Raw genomic sequence first — 15794 nt, forward strand, 5'->3', positions numbered from 1 at the left:
AGAAAAATTATTAAAATGTTGGGCTTCTAATCTTTGTGAAAAAAATAATATTCATCATTGACATTTCAATTAATAACAGATAGTATGAATTTAAGTTAACTGGTACGTACGTCATGACGTGTGGTAGTTTTTCTTTTTATTGGATCTCATAACCTTTAAAGCAGCTCATTTTGTGCATATGTTCACAAAGACACTTAGTTAAAGGAGGCAGGATAGTTTTCATAATTAATTAACTGAACTGAGCGCCTTTTATAACCGATAAAAAGGAGGTACAAAAAATGAGCAATTCTAAAATGGTAGAGGCCAATTTACTTTCAAGGTTAGATCGCCTTCCTATTACTAGAAGTATTGTTGGTATTATGGTAATGCTTGTTATAGCGTGGATTGTTGAAGCTTTTGATATAGGAGTAGTTGGTCAGACAGTTCTTATCCTTAAAGAGTTATGGAATTTAGACCCAAGTAGTGTAGGTCTGTTGGGGACCTCCTCTACCGTTGGGGTTGTTATTGGCGTGTATTTCGCGGGCCGCTTAATGGACAAGTATGGACGTAAAAAAGTTCTTCTTATCGGCGTTGCCTGGTTCTGCTTCTTTACCCTAATCGGTGTCGTTTTCCCTAATCTCTATTGGATTGTTGCGATGAGGTTTATAGCTGGTTTAGGAGAAGGCGCGGTTTTTCCCATCCCGTATCTTCTTATCTCCGAGTTTGTAGGAGCGAAAAGAAGAGGAACAGTAGTATGCTGGCTTAATGCCGGTTTGTGTGCGGCATATGTTCTTCCTAATCTTGTAGGAGCATGGGCGATTTCCACTTTCCCTTTGGATTTTGCTTGGCGGGTTGCCTTTATCGTAGGTGGTATACCAATTGTATTTGTCATTTTGTATAAGCTATGGCTTCCTGAATCGCCGCGTTGGCTTTTGCAGCAAGGACGTATTGAAGAAGTTAGAAAATTAGTCCACAAACTTGAAGATGAAGCCGGGTTAGCTCATGATGAAAAGATTGTCAACCAGGGAATTCTTCAATCCCTGCAAAGTGACGGGAGCAAGAAAAATAAGGTTGGAATAGCGGATCTCTTTAAGAAACCATATCTTTCACGGAGCCTTATTGCCTGGGGATTATATACGGCAACAATGATCTGTTGGTATGCAATGCTTGTATATGCTCCGACAATATTTTCCACTAAAGGTTTTGCGATGGAAAATGCAGTTCTATTTACCGGGATAATGATGGTTATCGGTGGTATTGGAGAGGTCGTGATTGGTTATCTATCCGATAAATATGGCCGCAAACCCGTCTATTTCTTCTTCAGTATCTTTGCTGCTGTTGGATTGGTAGGGTTGGCACAGGTTACTTCCTTTACAGGACTGGTAGTTGCCGGATTCATCGCTGCGTTCTTCGGCTTTGGTACCTTACCGGTAGCTAAAATTTACATGGCGGAACAATATCCCACCTCTATGCGTGGTGCGGGCAGCGGTATGGGAGAAGCAGTGGGAAGATTATTCGGTGGAGTTCTGGTAGCCTATTACATTTCCTACATTCTAGCTGCCGGCGGCGTCAAAGCGGTATTCTGGTTCGTGGCGGCGACCTTCGTTGTTTTTGTAATCCCAATGATGCTTTGGGGACAGGAGACTGCCGGTCGAAGTGTTGAAGAGACTGGAGCAACGGCTCCTGCGGGGCTCCCGGAACAATCAAAAGGGCTTTTGGGGTAAATCAATTGAATCTTAAATAGTAAGTAGCCGATGTGATCATTATCTTCTGAGGAAGGGGAGCGAAATGAAACTTAAAGACAAGGTTGCTCTTGTTACCGGTGGAAGTGCCGGATTGGGAAGAGGAATTGCTCTGGCATTTGCTCGTGAAGGAGCGAAAGTAGTAATCAGCGGGCGGAATGAGGAGAGACTTAATAAAGTTTTGAAAGAGTTGGAGGAAGTTGGAGCAGAGGCTTTAGCTGTTCGATCAGATGTTTCTTCCAGCCGGGAAGTTAAAGATATGTTTGCTAAGATTTTAGAACGGTTCGGTACCCTTGATATTTTAGTTAACAATGCCGGAATTTTTAGATCTGATGAAGCGGGAGTACAGGACCGGAAAAATCACCTTGATTTACTTACTACTTCAGTACCAAGACATTCCTTAAAAATAACAAGGAACATGAGCGATGAGAACTGGAAGAAGATGTTTGATGTTAATGTTCACGGTCTTTTTTACTGTACCAGAGAGGCTCTGAATATCATGGAGGATAAGGGTTGGGGAAGGATCATAAATATTGCTTCTATTTCCGGTATTTCGGCCATTAGTTCACATAGCCCAAACTATTCCGCATCGAAAGGTGCAGTTGTCGCGTTTACTCGATCGGTAGCGCATGAAGTCGCTGGAGCAGGTGTTCGTGTGAATTGTATCGCCCCGGGCTACATTGATACGGATGAATTTATGCGTGGAATTAACAGCATGGAGCCTGAAAGAAGACAACGTTTCCTTATGCAGTTAATTCCAGTTGGGAGAATCGGTAAAGTTGAGGAATATGCATCCCTTGCTGTATATCTTGCTTCAGATGATGCCGACTATATGGTTGGACAGATAATAAGCCCCAATGGTGGGTTAGTTATGGAATTCTAAAGAATTCTAAAATACTATCAGGGACTAACTTGCTACCATATTTAAACATATTTAAATATGGAGAGTAAGTTAGTCTAAAGATTGAGAAGGAGACGATAAGAATGGCTATTGCAGAGGTTTTATCTCCTCAGGAATTACGGTTGGTTGCTGAAAAAGCAGAACAAAAATCCGGTGGTTTTTTAAGAGAACGAACCTCTAAGATTTACCGCTCGTTTGCTTTTTCAAAACCGCGGATTGATATTGAGCGGGCGAAATATTTTACCGAGTCTTTTAAGGCAACTGAGGGACAACCGCTCGTTCTCAGATGGGCAAAGGCACTCTATCATATTGCTGGAAATATACCGGTCTACATTGATGACTGCCAGCTGCTCGCGGGGAGAGTCGGTTGTCCGGGGAAACACGGTTTAATTTACCCGGAACTTGACGGCTGTTTTCTCGATAAAATATCTGAAAACGTAAAGAATCGAAAAAATACGCCTTTTGACCTTACCGATGAAGATGCTAAGATTATTGATAGTGAAATAGCGCCTTACTGGAAAGGCAAAAGCTTTTACGATGAATTAGCCTATTCATTTCCCGAGGATGTTCTTAAAGTTACCTATAATCCTGAGAATATCTACGAAGCCCGCTTTATTGTGAACGAAACGGCATCAATGCGTTCAGCTCTTCAATGGGTGCATGACTATGAAAAACCCATCGCGAAAGGTTTTAAAGCTATTAAGGAAGATGCTGAGAAAGAGCTCGCGGCATTAGATCCCATGGAACCAACAGATATGGTTGATAAAGCTCCATTTCTGCAAGCTGTGATTATCGTTTCAGATGCTATTATTCTTTGGGCTAAACGTCATGCGCAATTAGCACGGGAAATGGCTGCCAAAGAAACGGACTCTATCCGTCGAGGCGAACTACAAACTATAGCCGAGATTTGTAGTCGAGTACCTGAATATCCGGCGCGTAATTTCCGTGAGGCATTACAGTGCCAATGGTTTACCCAATCGTTTTCTCGCCTTGAGCAAAAAACAGGAGCAACAATTTCTAACGGGAGAATGGACCAATATCTTTATCCATATTATAAAAAGGATTTGGATGCAGGCCTGATTGACGAAGAACAGGCTAAGGAACTTTTGGAATGCATGTGGCTTGGAATGGCACAATATTTAGATCTCTATATCAGTCCGGCCGGGGCTAACTTATATTCAGGAAGTGCACACTGGGAAGCCGTTACTATCGGTGGGGTTGATGAAAAAGGTGATGATGCGACAAATGAATTAACCTATGTCTTCCTTCATTCAAAACGGGGATTTCCGTTCAATTATCCTGATTTAGCGGCGCGCGTTCACTCTTTGTCGCCGGAAAGATACCTCTATGAGGTTGCGGAAACGGTCAAAGATGGATCGGGCTTTCCTAAACTCATTAACGATGAAGAAGTTATTCCTTTCCTGTTGGCGAAAGGGGCTGACATTGCACAAGCCAATACTTATGCCGTATCTGGCTGCACAGAGTCAAGAATGCCGAACCTTGATACCTTTACTACTCCTTGTCCCTATGTTAATCTGGGTGCAGCTCTTGAGCTGACGTTAAATAACGGGCGCATGAAGACCTATGGTGATGAACTGCTTACAATTGAAACAGGCGAATTAAAAGATTTCAAAACCTGGGAAGACTTTTGGCAGGCCTATTTGGCACAACAAGAGTACTTGCTGAAACAAGCTTTTAAGCAACTTTATATTATTATTAAATTGCGGGAAAAACACTTTGCATCACCCTTTGGTTCTTCACTGCATGAACTGTGCTTAAAAAATCATAAAGATTTGCATTCCGCTTATATTGATGGTGGCGTTGAAATTGGGTATTTCGATTTTATCGGTTATGGAACGGTCGTTGATTCGCTCTGTGCGATCAAAGAGACGGTCTTTGATAGGCAAAAACTAAGCCTGGAAAAATTGTGCGAAGTGTTGGACAAGAACTTTGAGGGATATGAAGATATTCGCCAGATGTTGATGAAGTCTCCGAAATATGGTAACAATGATTCTGTTGCCGATTCCATTGCCAAAGACATTGACCTGGAAGGGCTAAAATTTGCGCACAAATATTCAAAGAAAATGGGCTTTCATATTAACTTGCGCTATGTTCCGGTTACATCCCATATTCCTTTCGGAAAAATCGTTCATGCCACGCCAAATGGAAGAAAAGCTGGGATGTATCTATCCGACGGCTCATCTGCTGCTCATGGTGCCGATGTCAAAGGACCAACGGCAGTATTAATGTCAAACTACAATTCAAAGAATCGTGGTTATCATGAACGGGCATCAAGGCTTTTAAACATTAAACTTACCCCGGCTTGTGTTGCAGGTGACGAGGGAACCCATAACTTAATGTCCTTTATCCGCGGTTGGTGTGACTTAAAATTATGGCACGTGCAGTTTAATATTATTAATCAATCAACCCTGTTAGCTGCGAAAAAGAATCCGGAACAATATAGAGATCTGTTGGTTCGTGTTGCCGGCTATAGTGCCTACTTTGTCGATTTGTCACCGGAACTGCAAGACGATATTATTGCCAGAACGGCGCATTCTGTCATCTGAGAATGTACCTAATTGGGGGATAGTTCAATGAGTCTTGATAACAGAAAAGTTGGTACCGTCTTTAACATTCAAAAATTCTCGGTACATGATGGACCTGGGATACGAACCATCGTGTTTCTTAAAGGATGTCCCTTAATCTGTGCTTGGTGTAGTAATCCGGAATCGCAAAGTTTTGCACCGGAACTTGCATGGAGTGCAAGCCGGTGCATGGGCTGCCATCTCTGTAAGGAGTCTTGCCCGCGGCAGGCCATTAGTTTGGGAGAGCATGGTGAGATCAAGATTAATCGCGACTTGTGTAAAAAATGTTTCAAATGTACTGATCTTTGCCCAACTACAGCGCTTAGGGTATTTGGACAACAGATGAGTGTTGAGGAAGTGCTGCATGAGGTCGAAGCGGATAACGCCTTTTATAGACGGTCTAAAGGCGGGATGACATTAAGTGGCGGAGAGGCGCTTCAGCAGGGGGACTATGCCGTTAATCTATTAAAAGAAGCAAAGCGCCGCGGCATTAGAACAGCCGTTGAAACTTGCGGATTTGTACAATGGTCGGTGCTTGAAGAAGCTTGTCATTATTTGGACACTGTTATCTATGATATTAAATGTCTTGATTCAGCCAAACACAAACAGCATACGACGGTTGGCAATGAATTGATTCTAAGCAATTTCAAAGAGATGTGTTCTCGTTTTCCTTATTTGAGAGTTATTGCGAGGACACCGATCATTCCCGGCTTTAATGATACAGAAGAAGATGTTTTAGGGATTATTAATTTTATTGAACCCTTCTCTAATGTTAACTATGAACTTCTGCCCTACCACCGCTTGGGAGAACCCAAATATATCTCGCTTGAGCGTGAATATCTAATGGGTGATGTGAAGCTTAACGAGGAAACATTTAAAAAGCTCAAGGTTTTAGCAAAGCACCGGCTGGGACAAAGGTCAGTGGGTTAGCGTTTTTTACTTGAGTTGGATGAAGCCATGGTGGAATATTGAAGAGAGACTGATTTTTATTAGTCTCTCTTTCTCCATCTGTTTTCGATACTCTGTTTCGATATTAATGCAGTAAGAATTACTTTGGCTAAAAGTGATGAAGAACAAGAAGGTTTTGCTAATGAATATATTTGCCCTCATATTAATTGTATTTATTGCCTCAATTTTACAGACAGCGACTGGATTTGGATTCGCTATTATGGCTGTTCCATGCCTTCTGGCAGTTTTTGAACCTCATGATGCCATAGAGTTAAATATCATTCTTTCCTTTCTAATCGCATTCTTTTTGAACTTAAAAATTTACGATAGAGTGGATAGAGAGACTCTAAAACGTTTGATAATCGGTAGTTTATTTGGAATACCACCGGGGCTCCTGATTTTTTTATATTTGGATGTGCGTCTTTTGAAAGTATTAGTTAGCATACTTATACTTTCATCAACTTGTTTATTGGTAGCAAAGGTTAAATTCCAGCAGAGTAAGATAAAAGAGTTGATTGTAGGTGTTTTTTCAGGTTTACTTACTACAAGTATCGGTATGCCCGGGCCTCCGTTAATGATTTATTATGCCGGCAATGAGGTTGATAAAGAAACGTTGCGGAGTACGACGATAGCCTACTGTGTATTTGTAAATATTATTAGCTTCTTTCTTCAATTTTTCTTTTATCATACCTCTAAAATTGTTTGGGTATCGACATTATGGTCTATCCCCTTTATGCTGTTAGGCGTTTTTTTGGGACAGTTAATATTTGTTCGTTTGAATCAAGATTTTTTAAAAAGGATAGTTATTAACGTCTTATTATTTATAACGGGTATCTATTTGCTAATAACAACAATATATTAGAGTTTACCTCATATTAGAGTTTACCTCGAAATGTGAAATCCGGTCTTCCGGATTACAGATCGTCACCCTCCTTGTCGTGCTAATCGCCGACCGCAGGCGTTAAATGCGGAACCACCTTAAGCTGTTTCAACAGTTTAAGGGGCCGTGGTAAAATCTCGGTATGGTGAGGCACCCCAGAGCCGTTTTTTGCACAACGGACTAAATAGTTCATAGTACGGCAGCCTTTTGTAAAAATACCGGATTATTATCGGAGTAATTGGCTGCATCTGGGAAAGGGAGGGTCGCTCACTACTCCAAGAAGTAGTTTTGCGACACTCCCTTTTTGAATTTAACACAGTAATAATTTATAAATCTTAAATTTTTTATCGCAAATTCATTTTTTGCAAGGCTTGTTCAGAAGCTATGGTAATAGGTTCACGACTGGGCTCGGAAGAACAGTCGGGGTTTCCGGCACACATCAGAGTGGTCATTTGCTTTGCAGTCATTCCCCCTAGAATGAGAGCATTAATGGTATCTATTTCTTTTACAGGTGCCACAGTATTGCTGATAATTTGTCCGCCCAGCAGTTTTTGCGTGATTTTATCAAATACCAGTTTTAGCGTCCAAGACTCATTTCCCGGGATCATCCTATGCTTGCTGCTGGAATCGACCGTCACTCCCAAAGCGTTAAATCCTTCTTTTGCAGCCTGGTCTTCATTCAGCCCGGTGGCGCCGATATATTTATTAAAAATACGCACTGCTGAATTATTCAAAACCCCTGGAAAAGGAATATTATAGCCGGCAAGCCTTTTGGCAATAAGGCGCCCCTGGATAACTGCCGGTCCGCGCAATAAAGAGGGTGCTAACTTTTTAGTGATGAAATGTTCCGTTTCGATAATATCCCCGCCCGCTAAGATATCGGGGTTGGAAGTTTCCAGGTATTCATTTACTTTAAGTCCGGTTTTTCCTATTTCTAATCCTGCTTCTCTGGCTAGTTCCAGGTTAGGGCGGGTACCTACGGAAAGCACCACCATATCCGCATCTAAAATTTCCCTATTGTCCAGTATTACACCGCTGACCGCTCCATTTTTCCCCATAATCTCCGTTACTTTTTGCTTTGTTTTTAGCTGAAAACCCTGCTCCTTTAAAAAATTAGTTGCAATTTGCCCCATTTCTTTGTCCAGCATGAGTGGAAGCGGGTGCTCTAACAGTTCAATAATCGTTATATCGTATACACCAGGATTTTCCTCGCTAAGAAGTGCAGCCAACTCAAGATTCAGGAAACCGGCTCCCACAAAAACCAGCTTTTGGGGATGTTTGTTTTGCAAATAATTTTGTATTTTTTGGGCGTCGGGAGCGTTGCGCAAAGTAAAAACACCCTGCAGTTCATTGCCCGGTATAGGAGGAACAAAGGGGCTGGCGCCGGTAGCAAGAACAAGTTTATCATAGGGTAATTTTCTTCCGGTAGAAATAGTTATATTTTTAGCGTTAACGTCCAAGGTGGTAACTCTGTCTATTATGAGATTAATTCCTGCGTCCGCAAACATCTTATCGGGATTTGTAATAGAATCGACAGTAGCCTGACCGGCCACCACATGGGGCAGAGCTCAACGGACAATAAAGCGTTCTTCCGCGCGAATAATGGTGACGTTAACATCCGGCATCAGTTTTTTAGCTAATATTGCCGCAGGACCGCCCAATCCACCGCATCCAACAATAACCAACTGTTCACCTATTTGCATTATTTCCCCCTCCTTTTGCATAACTATTAAATTCAATATTATGATAATACGATATATTTTATAAAGCAATACCGGCCATTAAAAGATACTGTGTCTTATCGTTGATATTCTCATCTATACTAATCGTATCTCAATGTTATGAAACCATGTTAAATAATATAGCTGCGGATAAATTTTGAAAGAGTTTAATCGGCCTTTTAGAATTCACTAAAAGCTTTGCCCCGCTATTCTTCCTCCAGGACCCTTTGAATACTTGACTTTATGTTGTTAGCATGTTAACGTTATTGTTAGCATGCTAACATATAGTATTGGGGGGATAAAAATAGAGCAAAACGAAGATGCACTGGATCGCTACCTTTCAAAGCGCACGCTATATGAACTAAAAACGACTTGGGAAGCTATAGAGGATGTTTTTTCTATTCATTTTGCCCGTTACGGCCTTTCCTCGGCTAAATTCAACGCCCTGGTTCATCTGTACATGGCGGGTGATCATGGATTAACACAGTCGGAATTGGGTAAAAAGGTACTGGCCTCCCGGCCCACAATTTCAGGGCTTGTTGAACGATTGGAGAAAGAAGACCTTGTGGTTCGAAATACCGACCCCGCGGATAAAAGGGTGTTTCGGGTCTGCCTCACCAACAGGGCTTTTGCGCTGATGCACGCCTTCCTGCCCGTACACAATGATTACATGCATAAAGTTATGTCCGTTCTTGACAGACATGGCAGGGAAGCATTGATTTCACTGCTGGAAAAAATAAAAAAAGGATTGGGTTGAGTTAAACTGTATTTGAATTGGAGGTACTGCTTATGTCGCAACTAAATAATCCATTGGAAATATATAAGTTACTCCCGAAATCGAATTGCGGACATTGTCAAATGCCGACATGTTTGGCCTTTGCAGATGCGGTAATCAAGGGTGAAAAACGTCTTGATGGCTGTCCTCGTTTGGAAAAGAATATAGTTGAACGATTTAATGTGCGAGTTGTCAAACGAGTGCCTTATGAGCAGCAAATAGAGCAATTGCTGGAACAACTGAAAAGAGAAATGGCCACACGGGATTTCTATTCATCAGCGGAAAGATTGGGAGCATTGTTTACGGGAGATAAATTAAAAATTAAATGTTTAGGTAAAGACTTTTTTATCGATTTTAATGGAAATATCACATCTGATTGCCATGTGTTTTCATGGTTAACAATACCATTGCTTGACTATGTTATATCGTGTTCGGGAATCAATGTTTCCGGACAATGGGTTCCGTTTAGGGAACTAAAAAATGGGATGACATGGATTCCGCTTTTTGAGCCTTTATGCGAGAAACCTCTAAAGCAAATTGCTGATATTCATACCGATCTTCTTGAAATTATTTTACACGTGTTTGGTGGAAAGCCGGCGACGATTAATTATTCTTCTGATTTCTCACTTGTTTTACATCCCCTGCCGAAAGTCCCTATTCTCATCTGCTATTCCAAGCCGGAAGAAGAATTTGAATCCAAACTCAATATTTTTTTCGATACAACTGCGGAAGATAATCTTAACATTCGATCAGTCTTTGGTATTACCTCGGGGCTTGTGAGGATGTTTGAAAAAATTTCTCTTAGGCATGGTTAAGATACTAATTCCAAGCAATATTTCCCATGCTTCCCTCTCCTTCTCTTTCCTTTGCGGTGCTTTAAGAGATCTTCCAATTTCAAAAGAAAGGTTCTGAATGACGGGTGGATATAAATAAAAATTGTTTTATTTCATGGAGTGGTGGAAAGGATTCCTGTCTTGCTTTGTATAAAGCTTTAGAACAGGTATATAACCCCAAGAAACTGCTTACCATGTTCAGCATGGAAAATGGCATAAGCTCAGCCCACAGATTAAAGAAAGAAATCATTAAAGCTCAAGCCGGTGCAGTTGGTATTGAATGTTCAATAGGGGAAGCATTGTTTAATGATTATGAAGAAGTATTTGTCACACACCTTAAGCTCTTTAAAGAGCAGGGCATAGACTATGGTATTTTCGGTGATATCGATCTAGATGAGCACAAGCAGTGGGAGGATAGAGTATGCAAAAGAGCCTCTATTGCTGCAGTGTTGCCTCTATGGCAAAAGGATAGAAAAGAATTGGTAAGGGAGTTTTTAAACGCGGGTTTCAAAGCAAAGATAGCAGTAGTTAATACAACAATGCTGGATAGCAGATTCTTGGGACAAGACTTGAGTTTCTCATTGATGGAAGAAATTGAAGCGTACGGCGCGGACGTATGTGGGGAAAATGGTGAGTATCATACAGTGGTATATGATGGACCAATCTTTAAGAAGCCTGTTGATTTAAAATTCGGTACCGAGATAATTCCTGTAGCAGAGATGTGGGCTCAAATTGAGGTAAGTATTTAATAAAATATTGTTTTCATTTCAGGGGTGTTCGCCATGACCATCATTCACGTTGATATGGATGCTTTTTTCGCCTCGGTGGAACAAAGGGACAACCCGGAACTGCGGGGCAGGCCCGTGGCCGTGGGCGGCAGTCCGGATCAAAGGGGTGTGGTGGCGGCCGCTTCGTACGAGGCGCGCCGGTTCGGCGTGCGGTCGGCGATGGCCATGGCTATTGCCGTAAAGCTTTGCCCCGGGTTGGTTATTGTGCCAACCAACCATAGAAGGTATAAGCAAGTATCCGATGTGGTGATGGAGATTTTCCGTTCTTATACGCCTGTGGTGGAGCCCCTTTCGCTGGATGAAGCGTTCCTGGACGTAACCGGAAGCGAGAAGCTGTTCGGATCGCCGGAGACTATCGGGATGGAGATCCAAAGGCGCATAGAGGAAGAACTGCAGCTATCCGCCTCGGTGGGCATCGGTCCCAATAAGTTTATCGCCAAGCTGGCTTCGGATTACCAAAAGCCCGGCGGTTTTACGGTCATTCCGTCGGAGAAAGTGTTGGACTTTCTGACGCCGCTGCCGGTGGAAAAGATATGGGGTACCGGTGAGAAGACTGTGGACAGGTTAAAACGCGTTGGTATTAAGACTATTGGTCAGCTGCGGGAACTGTCCCTTGATTTTTTGGAGGGGAGTTTCGGCAGGTACGGCAGGGCGCTGTACGGTTTCGCCCGGGGCAAGGATGACAGGCCGGTGGAGCCGCACCGCGAAGCCAAGTCAATTGGCAAGGAGATCACTTTCCCAGAGGATGTTGGGAACATGGAGGAACTGCGGCAGACACTGCGCGCGCTGGCGGAAGAGGTCGGGCGCAGTCTGCGTCGTAAAGACATTAAATGCGGCTCGGTTACTCTAAAAATCAAATACCCCGATCGCCAACTGGTCACCCGTACCGAAAGGTTGCCCGAACCCACGAACCTGACCGGTATCATTTATGGAACGGCCGGATTTTTACTGAATAAGCACTGCAAACCGCCGGTCAGGCTTATCGGCATAACATGCACCGGGCTGACCGGGGAACGGTTAATTACCTTGTTTCGGGACGAAAAACAGGTCAGGGAGGAAAAAATCACGGCGACCCTGGATAAGCTGAAGGACCGTTACGGCGAAGATGTTGTCAGGGTGGCAAGTTTGTTTAAAAAACGCGAAAAATAAGGGGTGCGGATGAGGCTCAATGGATGATGGCTATAATTGTTATGACGCAGTCGCCTTTCACCGATGATGGATTCGGACGGGCAAAACTGCTCCCGGCTAACCGATAAGCTTTTGGTTGCCTATTCCCGCGTAAGATGGTATATAAAGCAAGGAGCTATTGACATTCAGGCAATAGCTCCTTGCTTTATATTAATGCTCAATATGGGTAACCGAAGGTTCGGTAACGAAGCCAATATTATGATCGGAATAGCTGAAAATAGCTGCCAGGGACATCTTAAAAAACAGTGTGAATAGGCGGGAAAATTAACAAGCCACAGTTAATCCGTTTCCACAATATAACTTTCATTAATCACTTTAGCTTTTGTAGAAGCTAAGCTTGCTTTGTTTATTAGATTTTCAACTACTTCATAACATTTTAATTCACTTCTGGCATACCTTCTTTGGCCACCACAAATACCGGCCGATACAGTAGCGGAAACTCCGGCCTTGGAGGTTTCAACAGCTATTAAATCAACTATAATTTTAACTAGTTTTTCAGTATTATTTATTTTTCTTAGAGAAATAAGGACGAATTCGTCACCGCCATATCTGCAAACAAAGTCACAGCTTGCTTGTATGGTATCTTTAAAAACTTTAACTATTTGTTTCAAACAATGATCGCCGTATACATGGCCGTATTTTTTGTTCAATTGTCCAAAATTATTTACATCAAATAAAGCTACGGAAATTTCATGTCCTTCCGAAAGTAACTTTGAAGCAACCTGATATATATAACTGGCATTATATATGCCGGTTAATGGGTCATATAGTTGACCCATATGTTTCATTATTGTGGATTTGGTTATCATTCCGACTACTTTATTGTTTTTTAACACAGGCATACGTTCTATTTTATATTTATCTAACAGCTCCGCTGCTTCCCAAATTGTATCACCGGGTTCACATGAAATAACCGGGTTGCTCATTGAATCGGCCACAATCCGGTTGGGGTGATGAAAACGTACATCTTTGGAAGTAATTATGCCAATTAAAGTTTCACCTTCTATAACCGGCAATCCGCCGACTTTATGTTCTTGCATATACTTGGCGGCTTGTGAGACACTTTCTCCGGAGGTAATTGAAAAAACAGGGCTACTCATTATGTACTCTATGTTATACATTAATATCAACTTCTTTAAATACTGAAACTGAGATTTCTAGTTTAGCTTTAATCAAGGATTGTGCGCTAGTTAATTTAATACCTTCTTCCAGTATGGTCTTGATCAGTGTATCTCTGGGTATCCAGTTAAATAAACTGGTTTTTACAGCTATGGCTTCAATATTGCTGTTTTCGATTAAAATAACCTCATATTGTCCGGGCGCCAAGGCGTTAATCATTCTGCGAGTGGCTTCGGGACCGATTGGTGCGCGTTTGCCGATAAGTAATAAATCCTGCATAGGCGGGAGGTCAAATTCAGAAAAACGTATTTGTAAATTTGCCTTTTTGTTGCGAAAATTCTTATTATTAATGCTCATAAATATGCAACCTCTTTTCAATATTGTTTTATACAATATTGCTAAATGCTTTATGCCAGAAATTAATATCGCTTGTTTTGAGAGGCGTCTTAATTAATTCTACAATACATAATTCAAATGCCTGGACTAAATCAGGGTCAAATTGCAGGCCTCTATTCCTGTTAAGTTCTGAAAGAGCATCATTTAGGGTTTTAGGCTTTTGATATGGCCTGGGGCTTGTCATTGCGTCAAATGCATCCGCTATGGCTACAATGCGTGCCGGTTCAGGTATATCCCTTCCTGACAAACCTTCGTAACCATTTCCATCCCAGTGCTCATGATGATAAAGGATAATTGGTAAAAGATTATTGCATTTTTCAAAAGAGGATATTATTTTGGTGCCTAACACTGTATGTTGTTTAATTATGGAAAATTCTTTTTCCGATAGTCTAGTGGGTTTATAAAGTATTCTTTCATCAATGCAGCTTTTACCGATATCGTGCAATAAAGCCCCCAATGTTATTTTTTTTATCTCTTTGTGTGTGTAACCGGCATATTGGGCCATTTTCTGAGCAAGGTAGCATACATTTAAAGAATGCATCCTCAGGTCTTGAGGAAACTTCAGAAGCATGCTATTGACAGTTTCTATATTTAAATGCAATTGCTATTGTCCCTCCACTTTGACAAAAGACATATTCATCGATAAGAGGGGGGAAAATATTAATATATCTTTTTAGTATCATTTTCTCCCGCAACCTGGCAATCATTGCGCTGCAGATAATCTTAAGCGCTTTAGACCCATGGCTTTGCGCCCTAATCTTTCGATGTAGTTTGCCTTTGTGAAACAGATATTAAAAATAAATTAAGCATATTATATAACTATAAGGTTACATATTTCAACAAAAATAAACCACTTGTATGCATCGTAAAAAATTGAGGTTTAGAAATGATTAAAAAGGTTGTTGGCAAAAATATAAAGCTCTACAGGATTCAAAAAGGCTTTTCTCAAACGAAAGCGGCCTCTTTAGTTGGCATTACACCTGCCTATTGGGGGTACCTGGAAAGAGGACAGAAAAATCCTTCTGTAGAGCTCGTTGCTATAATATCGGAAGTCCTTGGTGTTAAAGCAAGCTTGCTTTTTGTTGAATCAGCAGAGAATTTATCAGAAGAGCTTATACTTTACCTGCATATGGTAAATGACATGGGCAATCAACACATAGGTTTTATATTAACTATAATTAAAGCCTACGTTGACTTATGTAAAGGTCTATCTACGACATGAATTACAGCTCATGACTTGCAATAACTTTCTTAAGAAAGTTATTCTATTATCTATGGATATTATCAATTGCTGTTGTTCCGAATCATTTAATTCTCCCCAGTCTTTTCCGGACAGGGCTTTCTCAATAATAGATTCAATTTGCTGCCGGGAAAAACCAAGTGCTTTCATTTTTAATTTAATGTTGTTGAGTTCCTCATGCACTATAAATCACTCTCCTGCAATTCTAAAAAGGAGTTCCCGTAAAAGGAACTCCTTTTTGGTGGGCTATGAAGGAATCGAACCTTCAACCTGACGATTAAGAGTCGCCTGCTCTGCCAATTGAGCTAATAGCCCTTATGTGCCAAAGAAAAGCTGGCTGGGGCGGCTGGATTCGAACCAACGAAATGCCGAAGTCGCCAGCTCGGTGCCTTACCGCTTGGCGACGCCCCAGTATGGAGGGGAGAAGTCGGAATTGAACCGGACTCCCACCTGGGTTGCAGGCAAGCCAACGGGTTTGCAGCCCGCGGGGGGACCATCCCCTTTCTCCCCGAAACATATTAACATAAAATTATTAAATAAATCAAATAAACAATTTTTATGAAGTTTGTTTAGGTGATAAAGACGGTGTATTGGAGGAACACCTTTTGACGATTTTGCCTGGTAATTCTAATATCTTTGGGGAAATGCCTTCTTGGGGGCTTACCGTGCAAGAGAAGTGGTATAATGAAAATATCAGTA

16 protein-coding genes, 3 tRNA genes and 1 riboswitch are annotated in these 15794 nt (G+C 41.6%); of the genes, 10 read left to right on the forward strand and 9 right to left on the reverse strand.

Annotated elements, in window-relative coordinates:
• Positions 1 to 278 precede the first annotated feature (278 nt).
• The 5 genes from ABDB91_RS03650 to ABDB91_RS03670 all read left to right on the forward strand — a co-directional run bounded on the left by ABDB91_RS03650 (position 279) and on the right by ABDB91_RS03670 (position 7017).
• The gene (locus tag ABDB91_RS03650; RefSeq protein WP_347490285.1) at positions 279 to 1703 is read left to right on the forward strand and encodes an MFS transporter; all 1425 of its coding nucleotides are present in this window, start codon (positions 279 to 281) and stop codon (positions 1701 to 1703) included.
• Positions 1704 to 1767: 64 nt separating this feature from the next.
• Positions 1768 to 2604: a 3-oxoacyl-ACP reductase family protein gene (locus ABDB91_RS03655; RefSeq protein WP_347490286.1), complete on the forward strand. Its 837-nt coding sequence runs from the start codon at positions 1768 to 1770 to the stop codon at positions 2602 to 2604.
• Between the two features lie 101 nt (positions 2605 to 2705).
• Complete coding sequence (locus ABDB91_RS03660; protein ID WP_347490287.1) at positions 2706 to 5189, forward strand: pyruvate formate lyase family protein; 2484 nt, start codon at positions 2706 to 2708, stop codon at positions 5187 to 5189.
• Between the two features lie 27 nt (positions 5190 to 5216).
• A complete protein-coding gene (locus ABDB91_RS03665) occupies positions 5217 to 6137 on the forward strand; it encodes a glycyl-radical enzyme activating protein (protein ID WP_347490288.1) in 921 nt (306 codons plus the stop codon).
• 160 nt (positions 6138 to 6297) lie between these two features.
• Positions 6298 to 7017 (forward strand): sulfite exporter TauE/SafE family protein, encoded by a 720-nt coding sequence (locus ABDB91_RS03670; protein WP_347490289.1) that lies wholly within the window; start codon positions 6298 to 6300, stop codon positions 7015 to 7017.
• Positions 7018 to 7379: 362 nt separating this feature from the next.
• On the opposite strand, the gene ABDB91_RS03675 is transcribed toward ABDB91_RS03670, so the two are convergent.
• Both ABDB91_RS03675 and ABDB91_RS03680 read right to left on the reverse strand, forming a co-directional pair.
• Positions 7380 to 8591, reverse strand: a complete 1212-nt coding sequence (locus tag ABDB91_RS03675; protein ID WP_347490290.1) for an FAD-dependent oxidoreductase — start codon at positions 8589 to 8591, stop codon at positions 7380 to 7382.
• Between the two features lie 12 nt (positions 8592 to 8603).
• Positions 8604 to 8738, reverse strand: a complete 135-nt coding sequence (locus ABDB91_RS03680) for a hypothetical protein (RefSeq protein ID WP_347490291.1) — start codon at positions 8736 to 8738, stop codon at positions 8604 to 8606.
• Between the two features lie 292 nt (positions 8739 to 9030).
• Between ABDB91_RS03680 and ABDB91_RS03685 the strand changes: the two genes are divergently transcribed.
• The 4 genes from ABDB91_RS03685 (at position 9031) to dinB (ending at position 12301) form a co-directional block, all read left to right on the forward strand.
• Positions 9031 to 9513 carry a MarR family transcriptional regulator gene (locus tag ABDB91_RS03685; protein WP_347490292.1) on the forward strand — a complete coding sequence of 161 codons (483 nt, stop codon included), beginning with the start codon at positions 9031 to 9033 and terminating at the stop codon, positions 9511 to 9513.
• A 32-nt stretch (positions 9514 to 9545) separates the two neighbouring features.
• Positions 9546 to 10346: a DUF3786 domain-containing protein gene (locus ABDB91_RS03690; RefSeq protein ID WP_347490293.1), complete on the forward strand. Its 801-nt coding sequence runs from the start codon at positions 9546 to 9548 to the stop codon at positions 10344 to 10346.
• 104 nt (positions 10347 to 10450) lie between these two features.
• Entirely contained in the window at positions 10451 to 11113 is a 663-nt protein-coding gene (locus tag ABDB91_RS03695) for a diphthine--ammonia ligase (protein WP_347490294.1), read from the forward strand.
• A gap of 33 nt (positions 11114 to 11146) precedes the next feature.
• Entirely contained in the window at positions 11147 to 12301 is a 1155-nt protein-coding gene (dinB, locus tag ABDB91_RS03700) for a DNA polymerase IV (protein ID WP_347490295.1), read from the forward strand.
• Positions 12302 to 12618: 317 nt separating this feature from the next.
• Here dinB and ABDB91_RS03705 read toward each other — a convergent pair whose 3' ends face one another.
• From ABDB91_RS03705 to ABDB91_RS03715, 3 genes are read right to left on the reverse strand one after another with little or no spacing between them, the layout of a single operon-like run.
• Positions 12619 to 13461, reverse strand: coding sequence for a GGDEF domain-containing protein (locus ABDB91_RS03705; RefSeq protein ID WP_347490296.1), 843 nt, complete (start codon positions 13459 to 13461; stop codon positions 12619 to 12621).
• A complete protein-coding gene (locus tag ABDB91_RS03710; protein WP_347490297.1) occupies positions 13454 to 13816 on the reverse strand; it encodes a hypothetical protein in 363 nt (120 codons plus the stop codon). The genes ABDB91_RS03705 and ABDB91_RS03710 overlap by 8 nt, the downstream gene beginning before the upstream one ends.
• A 28-nt stretch (positions 13817 to 13844) precedes the next feature.
• Positions 13845 to 14456, reverse strand: coding sequence for an HD-GYP domain-containing protein (locus tag ABDB91_RS03715; RefSeq protein ID WP_347490298.1), 612 nt, complete (start codon positions 14454 to 14456; stop codon positions 13845 to 13847).
• A gap of 86 nt (positions 14457 to 14542) precedes the next feature.
• Positions 14543 to 14641: riboswitch (cyclic di-GMP riboswitch) on the reverse strand.
• Between the two features lie 100 nt (positions 14642 to 14741).
• Between ABDB91_RS03715 and ABDB91_RS03720 the strand changes: the two genes are divergently transcribed.
• The gene (locus ABDB91_RS03720; protein ID WP_347490299.1) at positions 14742 to 15077 is read left to right on the forward strand and encodes a helix-turn-helix transcriptional regulator; all 336 of its coding nucleotides are present in this window, start codon (positions 14742 to 14744) and stop codon (positions 15075 to 15077) included.
• On the opposite strand, the gene ABDB91_RS03725 is transcribed toward ABDB91_RS03720, so the two are convergent.
• The 4 genes from ABDB91_RS03725 to ABDB91_RS03740 form a co-directional block, all read right to left on the reverse strand.
• Entirely contained in the window at positions 15063 to 15278 is a 216-nt protein-coding gene (locus ABDB91_RS03725; RefSeq protein ID WP_347490300.1) for a hypothetical protein, read from the reverse strand. The genes ABDB91_RS03720 and ABDB91_RS03725 overlap by 15 nt on opposite strands.
• Before the next feature lie 56 nt (positions 15279 to 15334).
• Positions 15335 to 15410 (reverse strand) — tRNA-Lys (locus tag ABDB91_RS03730).
• Between the two features lie 19 nt (positions 15411 to 15429).
• Positions 15430 to 15506, reverse strand: a tRNA-Ala gene (locus ABDB91_RS03735).
• 3 nt (positions 15507 to 15509) lie between these two features.
• Positions 15510 to 15605, reverse strand: a tRNA-Cys gene (locus ABDB91_RS03740).
• Positions 15606 to 15794 lie beyond the last annotated feature (189 nt).

This window comes from Desulfoscipio sp. XC116, from assembly GCF_039851975.1.
In the GTDB taxonomy this organism is placed as follows: domain Bacteria; phylum Bacillota; class Desulfotomaculia; order Desulfotomaculales; family Desulfallaceae; genus Sporotomaculum.

Coding starts and splice junctions, on each gene's coding strand:
- ABDB91_RS03650 (WP_347490285.1), top strand. CDS start 279: ATGAGCAATTCTAAAATGGTAGAGGCCAATTTACTTTCAAGGTTAGAT.
- ABDB91_RS03655 (WP_347490286.1), top strand. CDS start 1,768: ATGAAACTTAAAGACAAGGTTGCTCTTGTTACCGGTGGAAGTGCCGGA.
- ABDB91_RS03660 (WP_347490287.1), top strand. CDS start 2,706: ATGGCTATTGCAGAGGTTTTATCTCCTCAGGAATTACGGTTGGTTGCT.
- ABDB91_RS03665 (WP_347490288.1), top strand. CDS start 5,217: ATGAGTCTTGATAACAGAAAAGTTGGTACCGTCTTTAACATTCAAAAA.
- ABDB91_RS03670 (WP_347490289.1), top strand. CDS start 6,298: ATGAATATATTTGCCCTCATATTAATTGTATTTATTGCCTCAATTTTA.
- ABDB91_RS03680 (WP_347490291.1), bottom strand. CDS start 8,738: ATGCAAATAGGTGAACAGTTGGTTATTGTTGGATGCGGTGGATTGGGC.
- ABDB91_RS03685 (WP_347490292.1), top strand. CDS start 9,031: ATGCTAACATATAGTATTGGGGGGATAAAAATAGAGCAAAACGAAGAT.
- ABDB91_RS03690 (WP_347490293.1), top strand. CDS start 9,546: ATGTCGCAACTAAATAATCCATTGGAAATATATAAGTTACTCCCGAAA.
- dinB (WP_347490295.1), top strand. CDS start 11,147: ATGACCATCATTCACGTTGATATGGATGCTTTTTTCGCCTCGGTGGAA.
- ABDB91_RS03705 (WP_347490296.1), bottom strand. CDS start 13,461: ATGTATAACATAGAGTACATAATGAGTAGCCCTGTTTTTTCAATTACC.
- ABDB91_RS03710 (WP_347490297.1), bottom strand. CDS start 13,816: ATGAGCATTAATAATAAGAATTTTCGCAACAAAAAGGCAAATTTACAA.
- ABDB91_RS03720 (WP_347490299.1), top strand. CDS start 14,742: ATGATTAAAAAGGTTGTTGGCAAAAATATAAAGCTCTACAGGATTCAA.